Here is a 20,710-nt window from a genome sequence, read left to right on the forward strand (position 1 = left end):
AAAATTAGGAATAGATTTAGACAAACGCTTGGTAAATCCAAGCGTTTTTTGAGCTATATATGGGAGTGCAGGTTACAAATCAGGTCGTAAGTCTTTAAATAGAATAAGTTAAGCTTTTGCCGAACTCTCTAAAACATCCGGGCCACCAAATACATACCTTAAAAAATCGGAACGATAAACAATATGAAAAAAACACGAAACAACTGATAGGCGGCAACCATTGATACATCCGCTTGGACGGTGTGTGCCGTAACACCCATTTCTGGTAAGCCACCTGGAGCTATACATAAAAAAGCTGTAGTCATTGAAATCGGATAGACGATATGTAAGCCATAAGCTAAAACAAGCGCAAAACCAACAATCAAAAATCCAGAAACAATCGAAAAGGGCAGTAGCTTTTTCCAATTTTTCAGCATATCCATTTTTATTCCGAGACCCAAATAAACACCTAAGCAAAGCTGGGCAAGTATGATAAGTATGTGAGGTAACGGAAATGTTCCAAAGCCAGCCACAGTTAATATAGCGGATGATAGTAGAGGTCCTATAATCCATGGGGTTGGAAATTTGAAGCGAACTGCACACGCAGTGATAAGTAGAACAATGATAAGAACCGTAATAATTTGAAAAAAATTGCTGTATTCTGTTTGCGTTACTACATCAACAGTAGGAGTACCGGCTATTGTTCCACCACTTGAAAATGCATGAATTGACAGTGTAGGTACAATGAAGATAACTGTTAACATTCTAATTGTTTGCATGAAGGTAACAATGGTGGAACTGCTCCTTTGATCTCTTCACTCAATAAAACCATTTGGGATAACCCACCAGGCGTCGTCCCCATTACCGCACTTGCTATATTAATGCCAGTTAATTTGGAAACAAAAAAAGCAATTGCCATTCCGACAACTACCATTAGAATAGTAATAATAGCCATGGATGGTAGCTGGTCTACAATCTGTTTCGCACTAGCAATCGTAAACGATAGGCCCATACTATAACCTAGTAACATTTGACCTCCATTTTTAAAACTTGCCGGCCAATATGAATTCCGGTTGGATAATAACTTCCAGACTATAACAGCCGTTAAAGGTCCTAACATCCACGACAACGGTAATTTTAATAATGTGAATATCAAACCACCTAATATGCCACATAGTAAAGTTTCTATAAATGGAAGCTGGCTTTGTTTTCTTTTATTTATCAACTTAACAACAGATGCTAAAGTCATGATGTCCTCCCGTTCTTACTAATCACTTATATACGAAAAAACAAGGCTGTCTCAGATTATGCAGTCCTTCTCTCCCCTCTTGTATGAAAAGGTGGAGATATTAACACATAGATCTTGGAGTCAACCTTGTAATTATAACATTCCTCTTAAATAACAGCTTCTATAATACGATCGTTGAAATAGACGACATTTGAGAGAATTTTATTGTCTTTTATCTTTTCTGTTGATTCTCTTGCTTCTTTTTCGTCCTCAAATTCAAACATTTTAATACTACCATCATTCGTATAAACAGTTAGAATCCACATTTATCCGTTCCTCCAATAGTTATATTAAAAAGTAACGCTGTAAAGACAGTAGCTAGGTTTGAAACAAGCCAGTGTCTTGTACTTTTGCCAATCGTACAGCTATTAGTGTAAAAAGTAAATAATACGAAATATTATATCATTAAATTTATTTAAACTATTTTGTTTATTTTGTTCATAGACATATTAATCTTCCCTATTTACATTCATTAAAGTTTCATACATCCTATCTTGCTCTTCTAGAAATTTTGCAGTTTCACTACTGTTCTTATAAAAGTCTTTCCACATATACTTCTCTAGCGTTTGCTGCCACTTTTCTGTTTGCACCATTTTTTCGATTGTCGTATCCCAAAATTGAATTTCATCCTTCGTCATGTTTGGCGGTCCCATCACACCACGCCAATGTTCAAATACTAAATCAATGCCTTCCTCTGACCATGTAGGAACATCTGGAAGCTCTTTTAATCTCTTATCTGATGAAATAACGAGTATTTTCACTTGATTGATATCGTAATATTTTTTTGCCTCTGCTAAAGTCATTGTTGCCACATCTATTTGCTTTTTTAATAAGGCATCTACTACTTGAGCACTGTTTTCATATATATAAAAATCAAGCTCATCGGATTTTAATCCCACTTGTTTACCCGCCAATACAAACGATAGCTGATCATCATTCCCTAATCTTGGAGAAACACCAATTTTAAAATTATGGGGGGCTTCTTCCATATTGTTCATTAAGCTCCTTGCACTGCTTATAGTTGAATCCTTAGAAACGATCACAACCTCCCATTCCGTAGCTAACGTGGCGATTGGTGTAAAATCTTTATAAGTTATCTTACTCTGGCCTAATAAATGATTGGTAATGAGCAAACTAGAATTAATAGCTAATACATGACCTTTTTGCTGATTTGTATATTTCCAGCCTAACTCTCCACCAGCTCCTATTTTATTCATTACTTGAATATCTTCGTCTATTAAGTTTTCACTTATTAAAACGTCTTGCATTGCCCGTGCTGTTAAGTCCCAGCCTCCACCCATTGAACTCGGAGCAATAATCGTTACTTCATTTGCAATGACTTCTTGATTCTTTTCCGGTAAACATCCGGTTAATAGCGTCACCAAAATCATCACAATGACTATTATTTTTTTCCTCATTGTTTATCCCTCGTTAATTGATTCAAGTAGAATGAATGTTACTTGTTATTCTATTAAGTAATATTTTCGCAGAGGCCTTCCTACAATTCCATACTCATGTTTTGCGATGCAGACATTTTCTGAAACAAGAAATTCTAGATATCTTCTTGCAGTCGTTCTAGATACCCCCATCGTCTCACTCATTTCATCGATCGAGACGCCCTTAAGCTCTTCCACCACTTCTTTTATTTTCTTTAACGTATGGCGATCAACACCTGTAGGAAGATCCTTTTCCAGGATTGTCGATTGGTTGGTGATTCCAAAGAATCTATCGATTATTGTCTGATCAATCTCATCACTCTTGCTTAATAATTCTTTTCTTCTTTTATAATCTTCAATGGTTTCTACAAATTTTTTCATGGTTACTGGTTTTAATAGATAGTTAAATACACCATATCTGGCTGTCTTCTCAAGCATTGTTCGTTCCGTTGCAGCTGTCACCATAATAATATCAACTGCTGGATAACTCTCTCTAATTGTAGCTAATAAATCGGTACCAAGCTTATCAGGCAAATAGATATCTAGTAAAAGTAAATCTACTTCATTTTCGTTTAAAAGCTCCATCGCTTCTTTCGCATTTAGCGCCTTCCCGACCAATTTTACACCCGTTACCTTTTGCAAAAACTGTTCTTGTACTTGGGCAATTCGAAAATCGTCCTCAACTATTGCAACTTTAATCACTTTATCCCACTCCTTACTCTATCCGAAAACCTTTTTAGGAAGGTAGACTGTAAAAATAGACCCACCATTAGGTTTATTACTCACTTCAATTGTTCCACCAAGCGATTCTACAATACGGTTGACATTAAATAGACCATACCCCCTATTTTCACCCTTAGAGGAGTAACCTAGCGTAAACAAGGATGCCAACAAGTCGTCTGAGATTCCTTTTCCATTGTCCATTACTTCTATAATAATATCGTTTCCAAGTCCCATTATAGAAAAAGTCACTTTTTTCTCTTTCTGCTCTGCAACCGCATCAAACGCATTATCGATAAGATTTCCTATAATTGTGATAATGTCTGTTACCTCTATATGACTTGGTAAAGGGTCTACATAGCTGTCGGCATCAATTTCAAGAATAATTTTCTTTTCCGATGCTTTTCCAAGCTTCCCTAACAAAATAGCTTGGACATTTGCATCATGAATTTGGTTAAATAATATATCATTTTGCTGCTGATGAGTAATAGACTCTTTTTGAATAAGCTCAAATGCATCTTGATATCGTTCTAACTGTAATAATCCTGATAACAAATATAATTTATTGGTGTACTCATGTGTTTGTGCTCGAAGTCCATCTGAATAGTCACGTACCTCTGTTATTGTATTCATCAGCTTTTTTAACTCCGTTTTGTCTCGAAAACTAGAAACGACGCCTGTTACATTTCCATTTTCGATTATCGGGATTATATTAAAGATGAACATTTTATCATTGATCAAGACCTCCACATTATGAGCAGTCTTTCCTGTCTTTAACGCATCCTCTATGTTTATATCCTGAAGGACATGCTGAATATGCTGACCTATAAAATCTTTTTCGTTAAGATTCAGCATAGACTTTGCAGAATGATTGATCAAAGTTAAAAATCCATTTTCATCAATAGCTATAATTGCCTCTTTAACAGATAAAAGAATGGCACTTCTTTCCCGATACAATGCAGCAATTTCATGTGGTTCCAACCCCAACGTATCTTTTCTTATACTTTTTGTTAGGAATATACCTCCAGTAATTCCTAACAGCAATACAATTAGTGATGCGATAATAATAATTTTCACCCGCTGATATATACTCTCATAGATGTCACTTTCCAGAAACTCGACGGATACCGTTCCAATCACTTGAGTATATTCTCCATAATCAGCCATAATCGGAACCTTCCCAATTAAAACTGCGCCTTCCTCACGCTGCGCTTCAAAATTATTAGAACCACCAAATACCAATGTCTGATAACTGGTATCGTCTAAACTCTTCTGACCGACCAGGCTTGGATTCGTATGTGAATAAATAATGCCCTCTCGATTTTCAATAATTATATTTGCCGCATGCACCTGATCTTTTACTTGCTCGGCAATTGGTCCGAAGTGAGTCTCAATATCTTTTTGTTCAATAGCATCCCTAAGCTCTGGCATGAGAGAAATCGACTTTGCTGATTGTAACGCCAGCTGTTTCACATGATTTCTTGTATCGACCGATTGAAGGTAAGCAAATATGCTTGCGAGAAGAATAATAATTAAAAGAATTAACGTACTAATTAGACCTAATATTTTTGTTTGTAATGGAATATTTTTAAGTTTATGCATGGTCAAAACTCTTTTCTCAAAATAACTATCTTTTCAATTTTAGCATTTCTCCAACAAATTTACATGATAGGACGGAAATACGAAAAAGAAGATCCACTACGAATAGCGAATCTTCTTTGTTAAGATTATAGGATAAAGCTTACAATAACTGCTGATAATACACTTACTAATGTTGCTCCGTATAAAAGCTTCAAGCCCATTCGCGCTACAACGTTACCTTGTTTTTCATGAAGACCTTTTACTGCACCGGAAATAATTCCAATGGAAGAGAAGTTTGCAAAGGAAACAAGAAAAACAGAAAGGATTCCGATTGATCGCTCACTTAAGCCTGACGCTAATTCATTTAATGAGAGCATTGCTACAAATTCGTTTGTCACTAATTTGGTAGCCATGATACCTCCCGCTGTTACTGATTCTGAAACAGGAATACCCATTAAAATAGCGAATGGAGCAAAAACAAATCCCATAATTTCTTGGAACGAGATTCCAAATATTACATCAAATAAGGTATTTACCCCCGCCATTAATGCAACGAATCCAATTAACATCGCCGCAACTATGATGACAACCTTAAATCCATCTAAAATATACTCGCCCAACATTTCAAAGAAGCTTTGTTTTTCAGATTGGATAACCAGGAGATCCTCTTCTTCGGTTACAGTGTATGGATTGATGATGGAAGCAATGATAAATCCTCCAAATAAATTAATCACGATTGCCGTTACGACATATCTCGGCTCAATCATCGTCATGTATGCTCCTACAATAGACATCGATACAGTAGACATCGCTGACGCTGAAAGTGTATATAGACGTTGAGGAGATAGATGACCAAGCTGTTTTTTCACCGTAATGAAAACTTCAGATTGTCCAACAATAGCAGATGCTACTCCGTTGTATGATTCTAATTTACCCATGCCATTAACTTTACTGATGATCCAGCCCAACCATTTCATAATGAAAGGAAGCACTTTAATATGTTGTAGAATTCCTATCAGAACGGAGATGAATACAATAGGAAGTAGAGCTGTTAAGAAGAAAGGAGCTTGTCCTTCATTCGCAAGTCCACCAAATACAAAATTGATTCCTTCATTTGCAAATTCAAGTAATTTTTCAAAACCAGCGGCTATTCCTTTAATAAGTATCAATCCAAATTTCGTATTCAGTAATAAGTAAGTTAATATTACTTGAATAACAAGCATTTGGATAATTGGTCTAATTTTTATTCCTTTGCGATTATTACTTGCAACCCAGGCAAGAGCCAGCACAACAATTAAGCCTAAGATTGAGATTAAATAGTTCATTTAATGCCTCCACAAAATAGTATTATTAGAAGGTCAAACGTCTGACCATTAAACTTCCTTACTAAGTATACATTTATTACTCATTATGTCCAAATACTATTTATAAAATGTTACCGATTTCAAAAGAAGTATTGGAAGATTATGGTCAATCTATATAGAAGAAACAAAGTGAAATAAACATATATTCGATTCCATTATCGTAATTTATGTCTTTGTGACTTTTTTCGGTTTCACCACTATTTAGAGGACTAGTCTTTATTTACCTCAACTTTCTCCTATTAAAACAAAAAGCCACCATCACCGAATTATCTTCGGTAATAGTAGCTTTTATAGCTTTTATGGCTGTACTTTTTAAGAATTAACAGGAGATGCTTTACCAACTTTGTTTTCTTTACGTACTTTAGCTTCTTCAGCCGCTGCTGTGAACAATACGTCAGAAGAAGAATTCAGTGCAGTTTCACAAGAATCTTGAATAACACCAATGATAAAACCTACCCCTACAACTTGCATAGCAATATCAGCTGGAACTCCAAATAAGCTACAAGCTAAAGGGATAAGTAATAGAGATCCTCCCGCAACACCTGATGCACCCGCTGCAGAAATAGCTGCTACAACGGAAAGCAGAAGAGCAGTTACAAAATCGACTTCAATACCTAGCGTATTTACTGTTGCAAGTGTTAGAACAGCAATTGTAACGGCTGCTCCAGCCATATTAATAGTAGCACCTAGAGGAATGGATACTGCATACGTATCTTCATCTAAGCCAAGTTTTTCACATAATTTCATATTTACTGGAATATTTGCAGCAGAGCTACGAGTAAAGAATGCCGTAATACCACTTTCTCGTAAAACCATGAAAACTAGAGGGTAAGGATTTTTTCGCGTATAGATGAACACGAGTAATGGATGCACGACAAGTGCGATAAACAACATACATCCTACTAAAATCAAAATCAATCTACCATATTCAACTAAAGCAGAAAGCCCACTTGTAACAATTGCATCAAATACAAGCCCCAAAATACCAAGTGGCGCTAAATTGATCACCCATTGTACTACTTTCGTTATTGCATCTGAAAAACTACCTAACATGTCTTTCGTATTTTGGCTTGCACTCTTTAAGGCAAGTCCAAGTACAACTGCCCACGTTAGTATACCTAGATAGTTTGCATTTATAATAGCATCAACCGGATTAGCAACTAAGTTAAATAATAATGTTTGAACAACTTCCACAATACCTTCTGGTGGTGCAAGATCTTCTGCACCTGTTGTTAATGTTAATGTAACTGGGAATATAAAGCTTGCAACTACAGCTACAGCACCTGCTAGGAATGTACCAAGCAAATAAAGAAACAGAATTGACTTCATATTCGTTTTCTTACCGCTTTTATGTCCAGCAATGGCGTGCATCACTAAGAATAATACTAGTACTGGTGCAACTGCCTTTAATGCACCAACAAATAAAGAGCCAAGAATCGTGACCCCACTTGCGGCATTAGGAAGGGTTAATGCTAAGATAACACCGATTATAATACCGACTACAATCCTTTTTACAAGGCTAATTTGGTTCCATTTAATTAATAAATTTTTCATCCTACTATCCCCCAACATATTCTTCATACATCTATTATAAAAGAGTACAATCACTTCTCCCCAGTTGAAATAATATGTACTTATTTTATCATTAAATAGACTGATATTTTATTTTAACACAAATTTTTCGAATGTTATATTGTTATTTTTTGCTTATTCTAATTGGTGCTGTCTATCAAATAAGAAAACCTCCAAATAATTATTTGAAGGTTAGAAAATATATAGTAATGAACCTTTTTATCATACTTTTTCATTTGTTTCTTTGTTCCTCACAAAAAAATAAGCTGTAATCCATGTCGTTATAGGAATAACCAATGTTACACCAATTCCTGCACAAAGGATCGTGATTATTTCGGCACTGAAAATCTTCGAATTGACGATATCCCCAACGGAATACGATAAATCTTTAAACCATATGAGCAATGCTAAATATCCTCCAAAGAACGCAAAAAACAGTGTATTTGCACTAGTTCCTAATATATCTCTTGCAATAGACAATCCAGAGAGGAATAACTCTTTTCGACTAATGTCCGGATGATGATAATGGATTTCCCGCATAGGAGAGGAAACTGCTATTGCCGTATCCGTAATCGCCCCAATTGTACTCATAATAATCACTGACACTGCAATTTTCACAAAATCTACTTCGACTAATAAGGAAAACGCTCCAAGCTCCCCTATTTCTTCTTCGCCAAATCCTTGTATCATTGACTTATTCGTTACGAAGATAATAAATAAAAGTAAGATAACAATACAAATAATCGTGGACAGAAAAGCTGTTTTTGTTTTGCTATTCACTCCATTAATATAGAAAAGATTGATGCAACTAATCACTACACATGCGAATAAAGTTACAATTACTGGATTAATATCCGGGGAACATAGCAAAATAACTGTTATTATAATGACAGCAAAGTTGAAAAACAAAGCAAAAAAAGACCTTACCCCTTTTCTGCCGCCGATAATGGTCATTAATAGTAACAAGATACCTCCCAATAACACTAATACATTCATAGTTTTGCCCTCTTTCTATTCACGAAAAATAAGGTAGTATACAGACCTATCGGAATGGTCAACACAATTCCTATACCTCCCGCTAACGCACGAGCCAATTCCAGTGAAAGAGTTAAGGAAATCGTATAACCAAATGGAGAAGCATTTTTAAAATAGAGAATAAGCGTTGGAATCGAACCACTTACATAAGCAAAAAACAAAATATTTGTCATCGTGCCCATAATATCTTTTCCGATTTCCATTCCTGATTTAATGAGTGCTTTTACGGATATATAGTTATTTTTCTCATATAATCCAAAAATCGAGGAAGACATAGTTATAGCTACATCCATTACAGCCCCTAAAGAGCCAAGGAATAATCCCGCCATAAATACCATGCGATACGGTCGAGTAATAAACTGCATTTCCTCATAACGCAGTCCCTTTTCTCCAGTAACCAACAGAACAAGGTATGTAATCAATAGAGATACAAAAGTTCCAAGCAAGGTCGCGATAATAGCTGCATATGTTTTCTCATTTAAACCATTCGCAAGCAACAATGAAATGACCGTAAACAAAATAACACTTATTCCACAAATCCATAAGAGACTTTGACTGGAATTATGAATATAGACATCTAGTGCATATGATAAAAGAATGGCATTAAATACTAAACTAATAAACGAGAATAGCCCCTGCTTTTTGCCGACAATCAGTAAGACAATGATAAATACCCATCCAATCAGCAACAAATACTTATCCCGTTTGACCTCTTGAATTGTTCCCGTTAAATCTACATCCTTTTTATCACTTTGATCGATTTTAACAAATAACTCATTTCCAATTTGAAACTCATGATCATAGGCTTTGGATTGGGAGTATTCATTTGTTAAATGAATCTCCTTTCCTTTTTCTTCTCCATTTAATAATTTTGCAATTATATGCTGTGTATATAAAGTATCTTCATTACCATTTATATCACTTACTTTGACCACATCTTCTATATTGGTATGGACAATCTTTGCTATAGGTTTGTCATAAAAGGAATAATTATTAAAAACAAAAATAACAGAACCTATAAAACAACATAGAACTATGGCAATAATTACTTTATCTTTGGAGCTCATCTTTTTATATATACTTCCAACCAAATTCATTCAAGGACCTCCGCTAAAAAATGTTTCAATATTATAATTTCAGTATAGCTCTATAGAATATCATTTGGAAATTATATGAAAACGACTATTATAAAAACTGCTACTCTTTTAAGTATGGATTAGAAGATAAGAGCAAATTCCTATTGTAGTATATTACCAAATTATTGTTGCCAATATAATATTTCTTATAGTTCTGTTTTTATTAGAAGTATTTTTTACCCTATAGAAAAAAACACCTTCACGTTGATAATTTAGGTATTGTATACCCACTTTCAACGAAAGGTGTTGTTGTTTGTTTTATTTTTTTAGACCAGTACAAAATGTATCATTACGGCTAGTTCTTTAACTGAATAATCTCAGCAACTGCCTGTTCAGCTGATTGAAGTGCACCTTCCAGATGACCGCCAAATTGTGAATTAGTCTCAGTTCCAGCAAAATAAATTTTCTTTTCCCAAATTCCTGCATTTGGTGGTTGACCATAAATCGGAAAATCTCTAAGTGGATCTAGATCTTCCTCGACAGTCGTCTCAGTATCCTGAGCCCAATCCTTATAAAGGATAGCCCTTACCTGTTGAGCCGAGGGTCCAAAGAGCCTAACCAATTGGTCTATAACTAATTTTAAAATTTCATCCTTACCCATTGTTCGGCGCATTCTTGCAGGTAATCCGAAAAAACCAAACAATGCACCAGCCCCTGTATGAGGAGAAGCATCATGGATTTCTTGCAAGGGTCCTACCCAGCTTGTTGCGAAACCAGATAACCCAGCTTCCCTCCAAAAAGGACGGTCATAAACTGCAATTACCTTAGCCTGCCCTCCCATCCAAGTGGGTTTGCTTAGTAGATCAGTATTTAGATTTGGCGGGAGAGAGGGCGAAAATTCAATTTGATGAGCTACAATCCTAGGTGGCAATGCTAGGATAATAGCACTTGCTGAAAATTTTTTTCTCTTTCCATCAGCAGTATTTGCTTCTACTATAAGAGAATTGTTATCTAGTCGGATTGCTGTAACTCGTGTTTCTAACTCGACCGTTTCTGAAGGTATAGTCTTTGCTACAGCATTAATAAGAGATTGAACCCCTCCTATTAATCGAATCGACCTTGCATCAGCATTTTCGGGAAGCACAAAATGCTCTGGCGCTTCGTTTGGAGATCGTTCTGAAAGCATTGCCCCTTTTGTATACTGGACCAAACTTTCTAAATTCAATTCTTTAACGAGATTGGTAATCGTGCTCTCATACCGTGGCCAAAACCAGGTTGGTCCAAGGTCAAATTTGCCTAATTCAGGTTTGTTTGGAACAGAAGTACTCAAGACCCTACCGCCAATCCTATCTCTAGCCTCTAGCACCTTACATTCGATTCCCTGTGCAGTGAGTAGAGATGCAACTCGAAGCCCACTTAAACCAGCTCCAACAATGACTATGGGATTTTTCATTTTCTTTCCTCTTTTCAATCATATGTAAGCTGTCTAAAAATACTTACGAAACAGCTATTCCTTTTATCATTAAAAAGAGAAAAGAGGAAGAACTAACGCTACCCTCTTTTCTCTTATAACTTTTACTAAACAGCTAAGGATATTAGTAATTTTTAGTTTACTTAACTAGCTGCATTACTTTTTCCGGATCAAATCCTAGTATCCATTGACCATTTATTTCAGTTTGTGGTACTCCCATTTCACCTGTCATTTTTACTAAACGGTCTGCAGCAATCGGATCTTCCTGGACGTTTACTTCTTCAAAAGGAAGTTCCTTCTCGTTTAAGAAATTTTTCATCATTGTACAATATGGACAAGTATTAGTTGTATAGACTTTAATTTGATTCATCAAAAAATCCTCCTCTTTCATATTAGTACTGTACTTTCACCTAAAAGCCAAACTAGTATTACAAATACAAAAATCAGCTTTTTATCTGTTTACCACCTTGCCAAAAGCTCAAACTCCCTCTAAGTCTTTATCCCTTTATTTTTAAAAGGAGACTCCTTTAAATACTGCTTCTGTTTATTTTTACTGCCAATAGAACATACAACGATGGGAATAAGGATTAAGGATAAAATCCCACCAGCAAGTGATAACATTTCATAACTGGAACCAGCAACCACCATACCCGACATTGCACCGCCTGCGGATCCTGCTAAAGCTATAAAAACATCCACTGTACCTTGCGTTTTGGCACGTGTCGCAGGCTCAGTCGAATCAATTATTAAAGCTGTACCACTTATTAATCCAAAATTCCATCCTATTCCGAGTAAAGATAGGGCAAGAATCATGAAAAATACAGAATCTCCTGGTGCTATCGATGCTACAATTCCTGCAAGGAGCAATGTTACTCCCGAAGCAATCGCCATGACGGGTCGACCAATCTTATCAACAAGAATTCCTGTTACAAGGGAAGGTAAGTACATCGCACCGACGTGGAAACCAATAACAAGCCCGATTGCCCCTAGAGCGTGACCATGATGTCCCATATGAATCGGCGTCATCGTCATAATGGAAATCATCACAATTTGACTAAGTACCATAATGATAGCTCCAACTGCAATTCCTTTTTTATTTAGTGGATTCTGTTCCGGAACTTCACTAGTTTCCATATTTTCTTTTTGTGCATTTATTTGTAAAGCAATCTTGAACGGGTCAGGACGTAAAAAAATAAATAGAAAAATCCCTGCGGATATAAATGCGGCTGCGGATAAAATGAAGGGACCTGCGAGTTCTGGAACACCGATAGAGTGAGCCACACTTCCCATCACTTCGACTAAATTTGGACCTGCAACTGCACCAAGTGTCGTGGAAACCATGGCTATACTAACCGCAGTTCCCCGCTGTTTTTTCGTTGCTAAATCTGTACCAGCATAACGTGCTTGTAAATTTGTAGCAGTACCTGCCCCATATACGAGCAGGGAAGCGAATAATAAAATCACACTGTTTAAGACAGCGGCAATTACAACACCTATTGCTCCAAGTCCACCTACTATAAATCCTGTGGAGAGACCCCTGCGTCTTCCATAATGATTAGAAAGTCTTCCTACTACTAATGCTGCCCCAGCTGATCCTAACGTAAATAAAGCAGCAGGAATACCGGCAAATGCACCCGTACCAAGCATTTGTTCTGCAAGCAATGCTCCAACTGTTATTCCGGCAGCCAGTCCTGCTCCCCCGAACATTTGGGATATAACTATAATAAGTAATGTTCTTTTATATAATTGTTTTTGTTTTTCTGGATCATTTATGTACGTTTCTGCTGTGTCTTTCATTTTACTAACCATAGTGAATACCTTCTTCCTCCAATTTAGTTTAAAAGCATAAACATTTAGTTTTGTACCACTTCGTCTTTGACCTTAATTTTATTCCCGGTCAGACAGTCAGCTTGGAATCAAGAAGGGTTGTTTCTTTTTCTAATTCACGATGCAATACTTCTCCCATACGCTTCATACCTTCCCTAATTTTCTCGTTCGACATATTGGAGTAATTTAGGCGTAATGTATTTTTATCTGTACCGTTTGGAAAAAAAGGAGTTCCGGGAACACAGGCGACATTATTTCTTAAGCACTCTGAAAATATATGCGCTGCATCCAGCCCCTCAGGAAGCTCAACCCATATAAATAATCCTCCTTCTGGCTTACTATAAGAAATATTTGCGGGAAAAAGTTCTTCGATACAAGAGAGCATAGTTGCACATCTTTCTTTATAAACAGCTTTTATGTTATGAATGTGATCTTCGATATGGAATAGTTCCATATATTTAGCTGTAATTCTTTGAGCAAAACTGTCTGTATGTAAATCGGCAATTTGTTTTAGGGCAACATACTTATCAATTAGGGATTCATCTGCACAAATCCATCCAAGACGAAGACCAGGGGCAAAGATTTTAGAGAAAGTGCTTAAATAGATTACTCTTCCTTCCGCATCGAAATGTTTCAAAGGGGGAAGTTCCTCTCCAGCAAATCTAATAGCGCCATACGGATTATCCTCTATAATCAGTACATCATATTGATTGGCAAGCTCAATCATTCTTTTTCGTCTTTCCAGTTTTAAAGTCCGGCCTGTGGGGTTTTGGAAATCCGGAATGGTATAGATAAATTTTGTGTTTGGATGTTCCTGCAGTTTTTTCTCTAACTCTTCCATCATCATGCCATCTTCATCCATATCAACTTCTACAAATTTAGCATTATATGACTTGAATACGTTAATCGCTGCAAGATAGGTTGGGCTTTCACAAATAATAGTATCTCCCTCATCAAGGAATAATCTTCCGGTAAGGTCGATTGCTTGCTGGGATCCGGATGTTATAAGAATATTTTCAATCGTGGAGTTGATACCATTATCTATCATCATCTCACAAATAGCATTTCTTAAAGGGATGTATCCTTCAGTTGTACTATATTGAAGAGAAGCCGCTCCTTCTTCATTTAAAACGGCATTGCATACTTCCTTTAGAGCTTCTACAGGAAATAACTCTGGAGCAGGGAGTCCTCCCGCAAAAGAGATAACTTCAGGTCTTGCGGTTACTTTCAATATTTCACGAGTCTCCGAGGATTTTATTAAATGCGTTCTACTTGCAAACTTGTTTTCCATTTATAAACCTTCCTTTTTTATGATTATATGGATAGCTACTTTTTTTTCCAAAGAATAAATGACCAGTTAACCACCTTTATCTTTTAATACGCCTACTAGATTTGAATCATGATAACATGCACAAAAAAGCCATACAACATTAAAATTGTATGGCGGACAATATTATCATAAAATTCCGATTATAAATACAAAGTTTGTTTTACATGTATTTGAAAAATGCCTACCAAAGTTACTCAATATTAAATAAGATCGTTTAGTAAACATTTAAGTATAGTCAGTCCTTGCTCAAGCTCTTCGAGTGATTCTGGTGCGCATACAGCAACCCTTACAGCGCGTTCTGGGCTACTGTTTCCAACTACAAAACGTTCAGCCGCATATACTTGTACCCCGCGCTCGGCGGCTAACTTTTCAAACTCAGCCCCTGTGATAATGCCTGGTAATAACAGCCATCGAAAGATGCCAGCATCATGACCAAAACATGTATAGTTCTCCAAATATCGATTGACGACTTGGTTTCTGCGAATTGTTTCTTCCCGATGCCGTTCAATTAAGACCTCAAACTGATTAGATACTATAGTACGTGCTGCTAATTCTGCTAGTAATGGGGATACTGATATATTTAAATTATAAAGTGCCTTTGAAATTAGCTCCTTAAATTGACTTGGCACCGCTACATAGGCCAGTCGTAACCCCGGAGCTATTGATTTGGATAAACTTGCAATATGTATGACTCGTTCCGGTGCAAAGGATGCGATTGCCGGAAGTGGTTTTTTGTTATGGAGATGATACGTAGCATCTTCAATAATGAACTGATTATACTTTTTGGCAATTGAAGCAATCTTTCTTCGATTTTCTACAGACATACAGCTAGCTGTCGGATTATGATAATCTGGTATTAAGAAAATCCCTTTAATATGCTCATTTTTACAAGCATATTCAAAGGCTGCTGGACTCATTTCATTATTCTCTGATTTTATCGGTACTATTTTCACACTAAGCATCGCTGCAGCTGTTTTCAATCCCGGGTAAGTATGTTGATCAACACCGATGCGATCTCCTGGCTGACAAAGACTAGCCAATGTGGCAGCCATTGCATTTTGTCCCCCGTTTGCAAATAAAATGTGATCAACCGTTGTTTCAAACCCACCCCTTCGAATTAGCTTTATAGCCGCATCCTTTTGCCAAAGGCTTTCTCCTGCTCGGCCATAACTAAACCATTTTTCGTAATCTGTCTCTTGTAGCATACTTTTCAACTGGAGGAATAGTGGCTCGAAAGAAGCATTATCTGGGAGTGTGGCTCCCATTTCAATTAGATGCTTCGGCTTCGCATCTTCCAGTAAATATGCATTCGATAACGCATCATACGATACAAAGGTGCCACTTCCGACAGATGTACTTAACAAGCCCTTTAACACACACTCTTTAAATGCTTTTGAAATGGTACTCAAATTTAAATCCAAATAATCGGCTAGTTCTCGCTGCGGAGGAAGTTTGGTTCCCGGTAGTAAAACTCCATTTAATATATCCTGCTCCAATTGGTCCGCGAGTACTTGATAAATCGGCTTTTTAGTTTTATCAATCGATGGCTTCCAGCTCATCGGATAATCTTCAAAAGAATTAACCGGCATCATACTCAACCCTTTTTTATAATTATTCTATACTAAAAAAGAAAACACTTCTTCATAAATTGAATCCTTGTCTTTCCCTAAAGTCATTAAATGCGTAGAATTTGGAAAAGCTTTTATTCTCTTTTTAACTGAAGAGACATTATGGACTATAAAATTTGCGCTTTTTCATACAAAGAGTCGTCCTTATTTCCATAATAGACTGCTATTGGAGAGGTAATAAGAGAATTCTGCCCCATTGTATGATGAATAAACTGTTGGAATAGCTCAAATGAATGTAAGGACATTTCCTGAAAAGACAACAGTTCATTTATAATCTCCTCAGTTGTTTTCACTTCGAGCTGCTTGTATCCTTTTGCATAATCACCGAGGCGTTGTTTTAATCTTTCTGGTGTCCGCTCTTTCGGGACATACATTACAACGAGTCGTTCAATTGGGTTCTCTTGGGCTAATTTTAATGCAAAGATTCCAACATGTGCAAACAATACGTTCGTTGAGATATTCAGCTAAATTTTTCATATCACGTGTATGACTTGTGTAAGAATGTAAAAACAATATCGCTGATTCATTTTCCTTGTAGAAAAAGTTCTTTTGCTGGTAGAATTTTCATTTTATCCTCCCGTATGTCTATATCTTTTCTTTGTTTTATACCATTTCTAAATCTAAAGAAGAAATTTAAAATTATTGTCTATCGCTATTCACTTTATAACTTGTTTGGAAAAGCGAATGAATCCTATTTCGCTAATAAATGTGGAGCCTAGTAACAATACACCACCGAATATTTGAACTATTGTCATTTGCTCTTGCAGAATAAGTGCAGAAATCATGATAGCTACAAACGGATCTACATAACTTAGCATTGCAATGCTTTGCCCTTTTAAATTTTCCATACCAGAGAAAAACAACAGAAATCCAATACCTGTATTGACAATCCCTAATAGGAAGATAAAAGGAATCGCAGAACTGGATAATGAAAAAATACCAAAGCCTTCCGTTAATAAAACATACGGCAGTAATAGTAAAGAAGTTGTTCCAAGCTGAATAATGGTCAACTCTAACTTCCCTATCTCTTTAATAAATTTATTTAAAAGCAATAACGCCGCATAAAATGCAGCAGCGATTAATCCAAATGAAAGTCCAAGAAGATCCTCTGAATTGGGTGCACTCAACCCTTCCCCCACAATTAATACCATTCCTATAATTGCAACGAGAATACACACAATTTTTTTCACGGATAATGGTTCCCGAAGTACAAGTGGTGAAAGAATCATTACAAATACAGGAGCAAAGTAATAACCTAGTGTTGCATTGGCAAGTGTCGTATGGTCGTATGATTGATAAAGAAAAATCCAATTTCCTCCTAATGCAATACTGGAAAGAATTAAAAATAATGCATTCGATTTTACTGCAGTCCAGACTATTTTTTTCTTCATTAGGATGAAGATTAGTAGCAAAAATAAACATCCTAAAAAACTACTTAGTAAAGCTCTTTCACTTGCCGATAGATCAATGTACCGAACTACTACACCAATGGTGCCAAAAATTATCATCGATAATATAAACTGAATTTTAGATTTCATACGCGCCCTCTTTCCAACTTGATTTTCCAGTAGTAGTAGATTAGCATATTAACAAGTATTCCAAAATCAAATGTTTGTCATGTTTTACATAACAAAATAGCATGGAAGAAGTGAGTAATATGAATATCCAAAAGTATATGGCCTTTGTGAAAGCCGTTGAATATGGAAGCTTTACAAGAGCTGCTCAAGATTTAAACTATACGCAGTCTGGGATCAGTCGAATGATTAACGATTTAGAAGCAGAGTGGGGAATTTTACTATTTGAAAGAGGACGCGGAGGTATCACTCTAACGTCCGATGGCTTAAAGTTATTACCTCAGTTAAAACGAGTCTGTAACGAACATGAAATGCTATTGATGCAGATTGAGGATTTACACGATATACAAACTGGAATCATTCGGATTGGAACCTTTTCAAGCGTAGCAACACATTGGTTACCTAACATCATTAAAATTTTTAGGAAAGATTATCCGGGGATTGATTTTGAATTATTATTGGGGGATTATACAGAAATCGAAAACTGGATTATCGAAGGGCGGGTCGACTTTGGATTTTTACGACTTCCGACAAAAGGGGAAATGGAAACTATTTTTGTGGAGCAAGACCGTTTGTTAGTAGTAATTCCCGAAGATCATCCTCTCGCGGATTGCGATAAGTTTCCAATAAAAGAGTTATCGAACAGTCCATTTATGCTATTGGAAAAGGGAGCAAAAGCGGAGATCTCCGAGATTTTTGCGCAACACGAAATCACACCACAAATTCATTTTACGACTTGGGATGACTATGCCATTATGTCGATGGTAGAAAACGGACTAGGAATCAGCATATTACCAGAATTGATTTTACAGCGTATTCCATACCAAATAATCACAAAAGAGCTGGAAGTGCCTGCTTACCGAAATATCGGTATTGGGATGAGAGAACAAAAATCACTTTCACTTGCCGCTAACCGATTTTTAGAATATTTATCCTTTCGTAGGAGAAAATAAGAAATCTTTAGAATAATAAGGAATATATGAAAAACAACTTTTGAGTACAATACATAGACCAATGGATGTTGGTGCTTCAATCAATCAAATATATCGTCACTGGCCCCTGCTTTTCTAGTAAAAACGCATCAATATATAATCTTTATTTCACTGTTTCGACCTTCACTGCAATAATTTTTAACTGATCCCCATACTGTAGACGTACAACTTTCCGGGCTTGAACAGATGTCCTTGCTGTCACAGGTATTGTTTGCAATTCGCCATTAATATCTGCTTGAACTGTGAAGCACTTTGCTCCGCATTTTATGACCATCACCTCTTATTATTGATTTACATATTTGTATCATTCGAGACACAATAAAATAGCCACCTAATGGTGACTATTTCTTGTTAAGTAAAGCGAGTTTTGCTTTGGACGGTGTTTCGTATTTTACATGTACACCATTTAAAGTACTATTTTGTATAATGTAATACTCACCACCTACCGCATACATGGGTACATACCCATCTGGCGTTTTAGTTGAGTAGACTCGATACACTTCCCCTGGTTTCAAAGCACGGACTGCCCCTCCCTCAACCGAAGGATCTTTACCTATATGCATTAAAATAGTTTCTTTTAAGATAGTAACTCGCCCAATTTGACCTTTTTTCAGTTCCATATTATCCCACATAACTTTTGAAGTTGAAGCAGCACTTGCTGACCCACAAGAAGCATAATTCAATGAGATTAGCATCATTGTGGCAGCAATCATTTTTAGTATGTTTTTCATAATATCACGTTCTCCTTTTATTAATATTTTGTTATGTTAAAAAGCAAGCATAACATGAAAATTACTTTAGCGCCCCTGTCTACTAGACTATTCTGAGTTTTTTCTTCAACCATATTTTTCATATGATGGCTACCTCTTAGTTCCCACATAGATAGCTGTTTTTAAACTTCTCATGATATTTTTAGTCAAAATGGATTATGGAAAAAGTGAAGCGAGAAGTATTGAAGCTATAAAACAAATCAAAGCTGTCAGAATCCTCTCTGGCAGCTTTTTATTTGTTTTGTTTAGTTAAAGATACCAACTGATTGAACTATTTATTTCATTTAAGTAACATCGAATAACCATTTAACTCTATTCAGCAGCAACAATTTAGAAACAACTTTATAGTAAAATGTAAGTTAGCTGCTTTTAAGAGGATGTGTAAAATGAATACTGTAAAGAAAACAATTTTAATCATAGAAGACGAGGAATCCATTTACGATATATTATCTTATTCTTTTCGTAAAGAAGGATTTAGTGTTTATGGCGCTTTTACCGGGAAGAAAGCTTTAGAATATCTTCAAGGAATGGAAATAGATTTAGTTATCTTGGACTTAATGTTACCTGATACAACAGGCTTTGAGTTATGCAAAAGTATTACATCTAATAGTAATTTGCCAATCCTCATGCTAACTGCTCGCGATGATATAGTAGATAAAGTTTTGGGACTAGAACTCGGAGCCGAAGATTATATGACTAAGCCATTTGATGTAAGAGAAGTCATTGCACGTGCCAAAGTATTATTAAGACGAAATGCATCACAAACTCCCTTTCACTTTATAAAAGTAAATGAATCAATTAGTATTGATCCTCGTGCATACTGCGTCTTCCAAGACAATGAGGTAGTAGCGCTAAAACCTAAAGAATATGAGTTACTATTATTATTCGCTCAACATAAAAATCGTGTATTTTCACGAGAAGAGATACTAGATACCGTTTGGGAAATGGACTATGAAGGTGGGCTTCGGACGGTCGATGTTCATGTACAGAGAGTCCGGAAGAAACTTGATCCTTCCATTATTGAGACTGTTTTTGGGATCGGCTATAAAATGAAAGGAAACTAAACG

At 36.2% G+C, this 20,710-nt stretch carries 19 protein-coding genes and 1 pseudogene; 2 read left to right on the top strand and 18 right to left on the bottom strand.

The genetic code is table 11. The features are described 5' to 3' along the window. Positions 1–158 precede the first annotated feature (158 nt). The 16 genes and pseudogenes from OR571_RS22905 to OR571_RS05335 form a co-directional block, all read right to left on the bottom strand. A pseudogene (locus OR571_RS22905) lies at positions 159–1,156 on the bottom strand (AbrB family transcriptional regulator); the annotation flags it as partial. Between the two features lie 218 nt (positions 1,157–1,374). Beyond that, the gene (locus OR571_RS05265) at positions 1,375–1,533 is read right to left on the bottom strand and encodes a hypothetical protein (protein WP_282241815.1); all 159 of its coding nucleotides are present in this window, start codon (positions 1,531–1,533) and stop codon (positions 1,375–1,377) included. A 183-nt stretch (positions 1,534–1,716) separates the two neighbouring features. Continuing rightward, the gene (locus tag OR571_RS05270) at positions 1,717–2,685 is read right to left on the bottom strand and encodes a tripartite tricarboxylate transporter substrate binding protein (RefSeq protein ID WP_282241816.1); all 969 of its coding nucleotides are present in this window, start codon (positions 2,683–2,685) and stop codon (positions 1,717–1,719) included. 45 nt (positions 2,686–2,730) lie between these two features. Beyond that, positions 2,731–3,405, bottom strand: coding sequence for a response regulator (locus tag OR571_RS05275; RefSeq protein ID WP_282241817.1), 675 nt, complete (start codon positions 3,403–3,405; stop codon positions 2,731–2,733). A gap of 18 nt (positions 3,406–3,423) precedes the next feature. Next, positions 3,424–5,025 (bottom strand): ATP-binding protein, encoded by a 1,602-nt coding sequence (locus tag OR571_RS05280; RefSeq protein ID WP_282241818.1) that lies wholly within the window; start codon positions 5,023–5,025, stop codon positions 3,424–3,426. A gap of 125 nt (positions 5,026–5,150) precedes the next feature. Beyond that, a complete protein-coding gene (locus OR571_RS05285; RefSeq protein ID WP_282241819.1) occupies positions 5,151–6,329 on the bottom strand; it encodes a NupC/NupG family nucleoside CNT transporter in 1,179 nt (392 codons plus the stop codon). A 351-nt stretch (positions 6,330–6,680) separates the two neighbouring features. Continuing rightward, complete coding sequence (gene sstT, locus OR571_RS05290; RefSeq protein ID WP_282241820.1) at positions 6,681–7,922, bottom strand: serine/threonine transporter SstT; 1,242 nt, start codon at positions 7,920–7,922, stop codon at positions 6,681–6,683. 240 nt (positions 7,923–8,162) lie between these two features. Further along, positions 8,163–8,936: a YibE/F family protein gene (locus tag OR571_RS05295; RefSeq protein WP_282241821.1), complete on the bottom strand. Its 774-nt coding sequence runs from the start codon at positions 8,934–8,936 to the stop codon at positions 8,163–8,165. Continuing rightward, positions 8,933–10,072, bottom strand: coding sequence for a YibE/F family protein (locus OR571_RS05300; protein ID WP_481900363.1), 1,140 nt, complete (start codon positions 10,070–10,072; stop codon positions 8,933–8,935). The genes OR571_RS05295 and OR571_RS05300 overlap by 4 nt, the downstream gene beginning before the upstream one ends. Before the next feature lie 334 nt (positions 10,073–10,406). After that, positions 10,407–11,504 carry a flavin monoamine oxidase family protein gene (locus OR571_RS05305; protein ID WP_282241822.1) on the bottom strand — a complete coding sequence of 366 codons (1,098 nt, stop codon included), beginning with the start codon at positions 11,502–11,504 and terminating at the stop codon, positions 10,407–10,409. A 157-nt stretch (positions 11,505–11,661) separates the two neighbouring features. Beyond that, positions 11,662–11,892: a glutaredoxin family protein gene (locus tag OR571_RS05310; RefSeq protein WP_282241823.1), complete on the bottom strand. Its 231-nt coding sequence runs from the start codon at positions 11,890–11,892 to the stop codon at positions 11,662–11,664. Positions 11,893–12,011: 119 nt separating this feature from the next. After that, positions 12,012–13,331: an MFS transporter gene (locus OR571_RS05315; protein WP_282241824.1), complete on the bottom strand. Its 1,320-nt coding sequence runs from the start codon at positions 13,329–13,331 to the stop codon at positions 12,012–12,014. 88 nt (positions 13,332–13,419) lie between these two features. Next, positions 13,420–14,640, bottom strand: coding sequence for an aminotransferase-like domain-containing protein (locus OR571_RS05320; protein WP_282241825.1), 1,221 nt, complete (start codon positions 14,638–14,640; stop codon positions 13,420–13,422). A gap of 239 nt (positions 14,641–14,879) precedes the next feature. Continuing rightward, on the bottom strand, positions 14,880–16,268 hold the full coding sequence (locus tag OR571_RS05325) for an aminotransferase-like domain-containing protein (RefSeq protein ID WP_282242062.1): 1,389 nt from the start codon (positions 16,266–16,268) through the stop codon (positions 14,880–14,882). Positions 16,269–16,414: 146 nt separating this feature from the next. Continuing rightward, positions 16,415–16,750, bottom strand: coding sequence for a hypothetical protein (locus OR571_RS05330; RefSeq protein ID WP_282241826.1), 336 nt, complete (start codon positions 16,748–16,750; stop codon positions 16,415–16,417). 213 nt (positions 16,751–16,963) lie between these two features. Further along, complete coding sequence (locus tag OR571_RS05335) at positions 16,964–17,845, bottom strand: DMT family transporter (RefSeq protein WP_282241827.1); 882 nt, start codon at positions 17,843–17,845, stop codon at positions 16,964–16,966. 119 nt (positions 17,846–17,964) lie between these two features. Here OR571_RS05335 and OR571_RS05340 point away from each other — a divergent pair, with 119 nt between their 5' ends. After that, positions 17,965–18,834, top strand: coding sequence for a LysR family transcriptional regulator (locus OR571_RS05340; RefSeq protein ID WP_282242063.1), 870 nt, complete (start codon positions 17,965–17,967; stop codon positions 18,832–18,834). A gap of 142 nt (positions 18,835–18,976) precedes the next feature. On the opposite strand, the gene OR571_RS05345 is transcribed toward OR571_RS05340, so the two are convergent. Together OR571_RS05345 and OR571_RS05350 are read right to left on the bottom strand one after the other, a co-directional pair. Then, complete coding sequence (locus OR571_RS05345; protein WP_282241828.1) at positions 18,977–19,147, bottom strand: hypothetical protein; 171 nt, start codon at positions 19,145–19,147, stop codon at positions 18,977–18,979. 67 nt (positions 19,148–19,214) lie between these two features. Continuing rightward, positions 19,215–19,604: a hypothetical protein gene (locus OR571_RS05350; RefSeq protein WP_282241831.1), complete on the bottom strand. Its 390-nt coding sequence runs from the start codon at positions 19,602–19,604 to the stop codon at positions 19,215–19,217. 425 nt (positions 19,605–20,029) lie between these two features. Here OR571_RS05350 and OR571_RS05355 point away from each other — a divergent pair, with 425 nt between their 5' ends. Continuing rightward, positions 20,030–20,707, top strand: coding sequence for a response regulator transcription factor (locus OR571_RS05355; protein ID WP_282241834.1), 678 nt, complete (start codon positions 20,030–20,032; stop codon positions 20,705–20,707). The last annotated feature ends 3 nt before the right edge of the window (positions 20,708–20,710 follow it).

Origin of the sequence: Psychrobacillus sp. NEAU-3TGS (genome assembly GCF_029955155.1) — a bacterium.
Classification (GTDB): Bacteria; Bacillota; Bacilli; order Bacillales_A; family Planococcaceae; genus Psychrobacillus.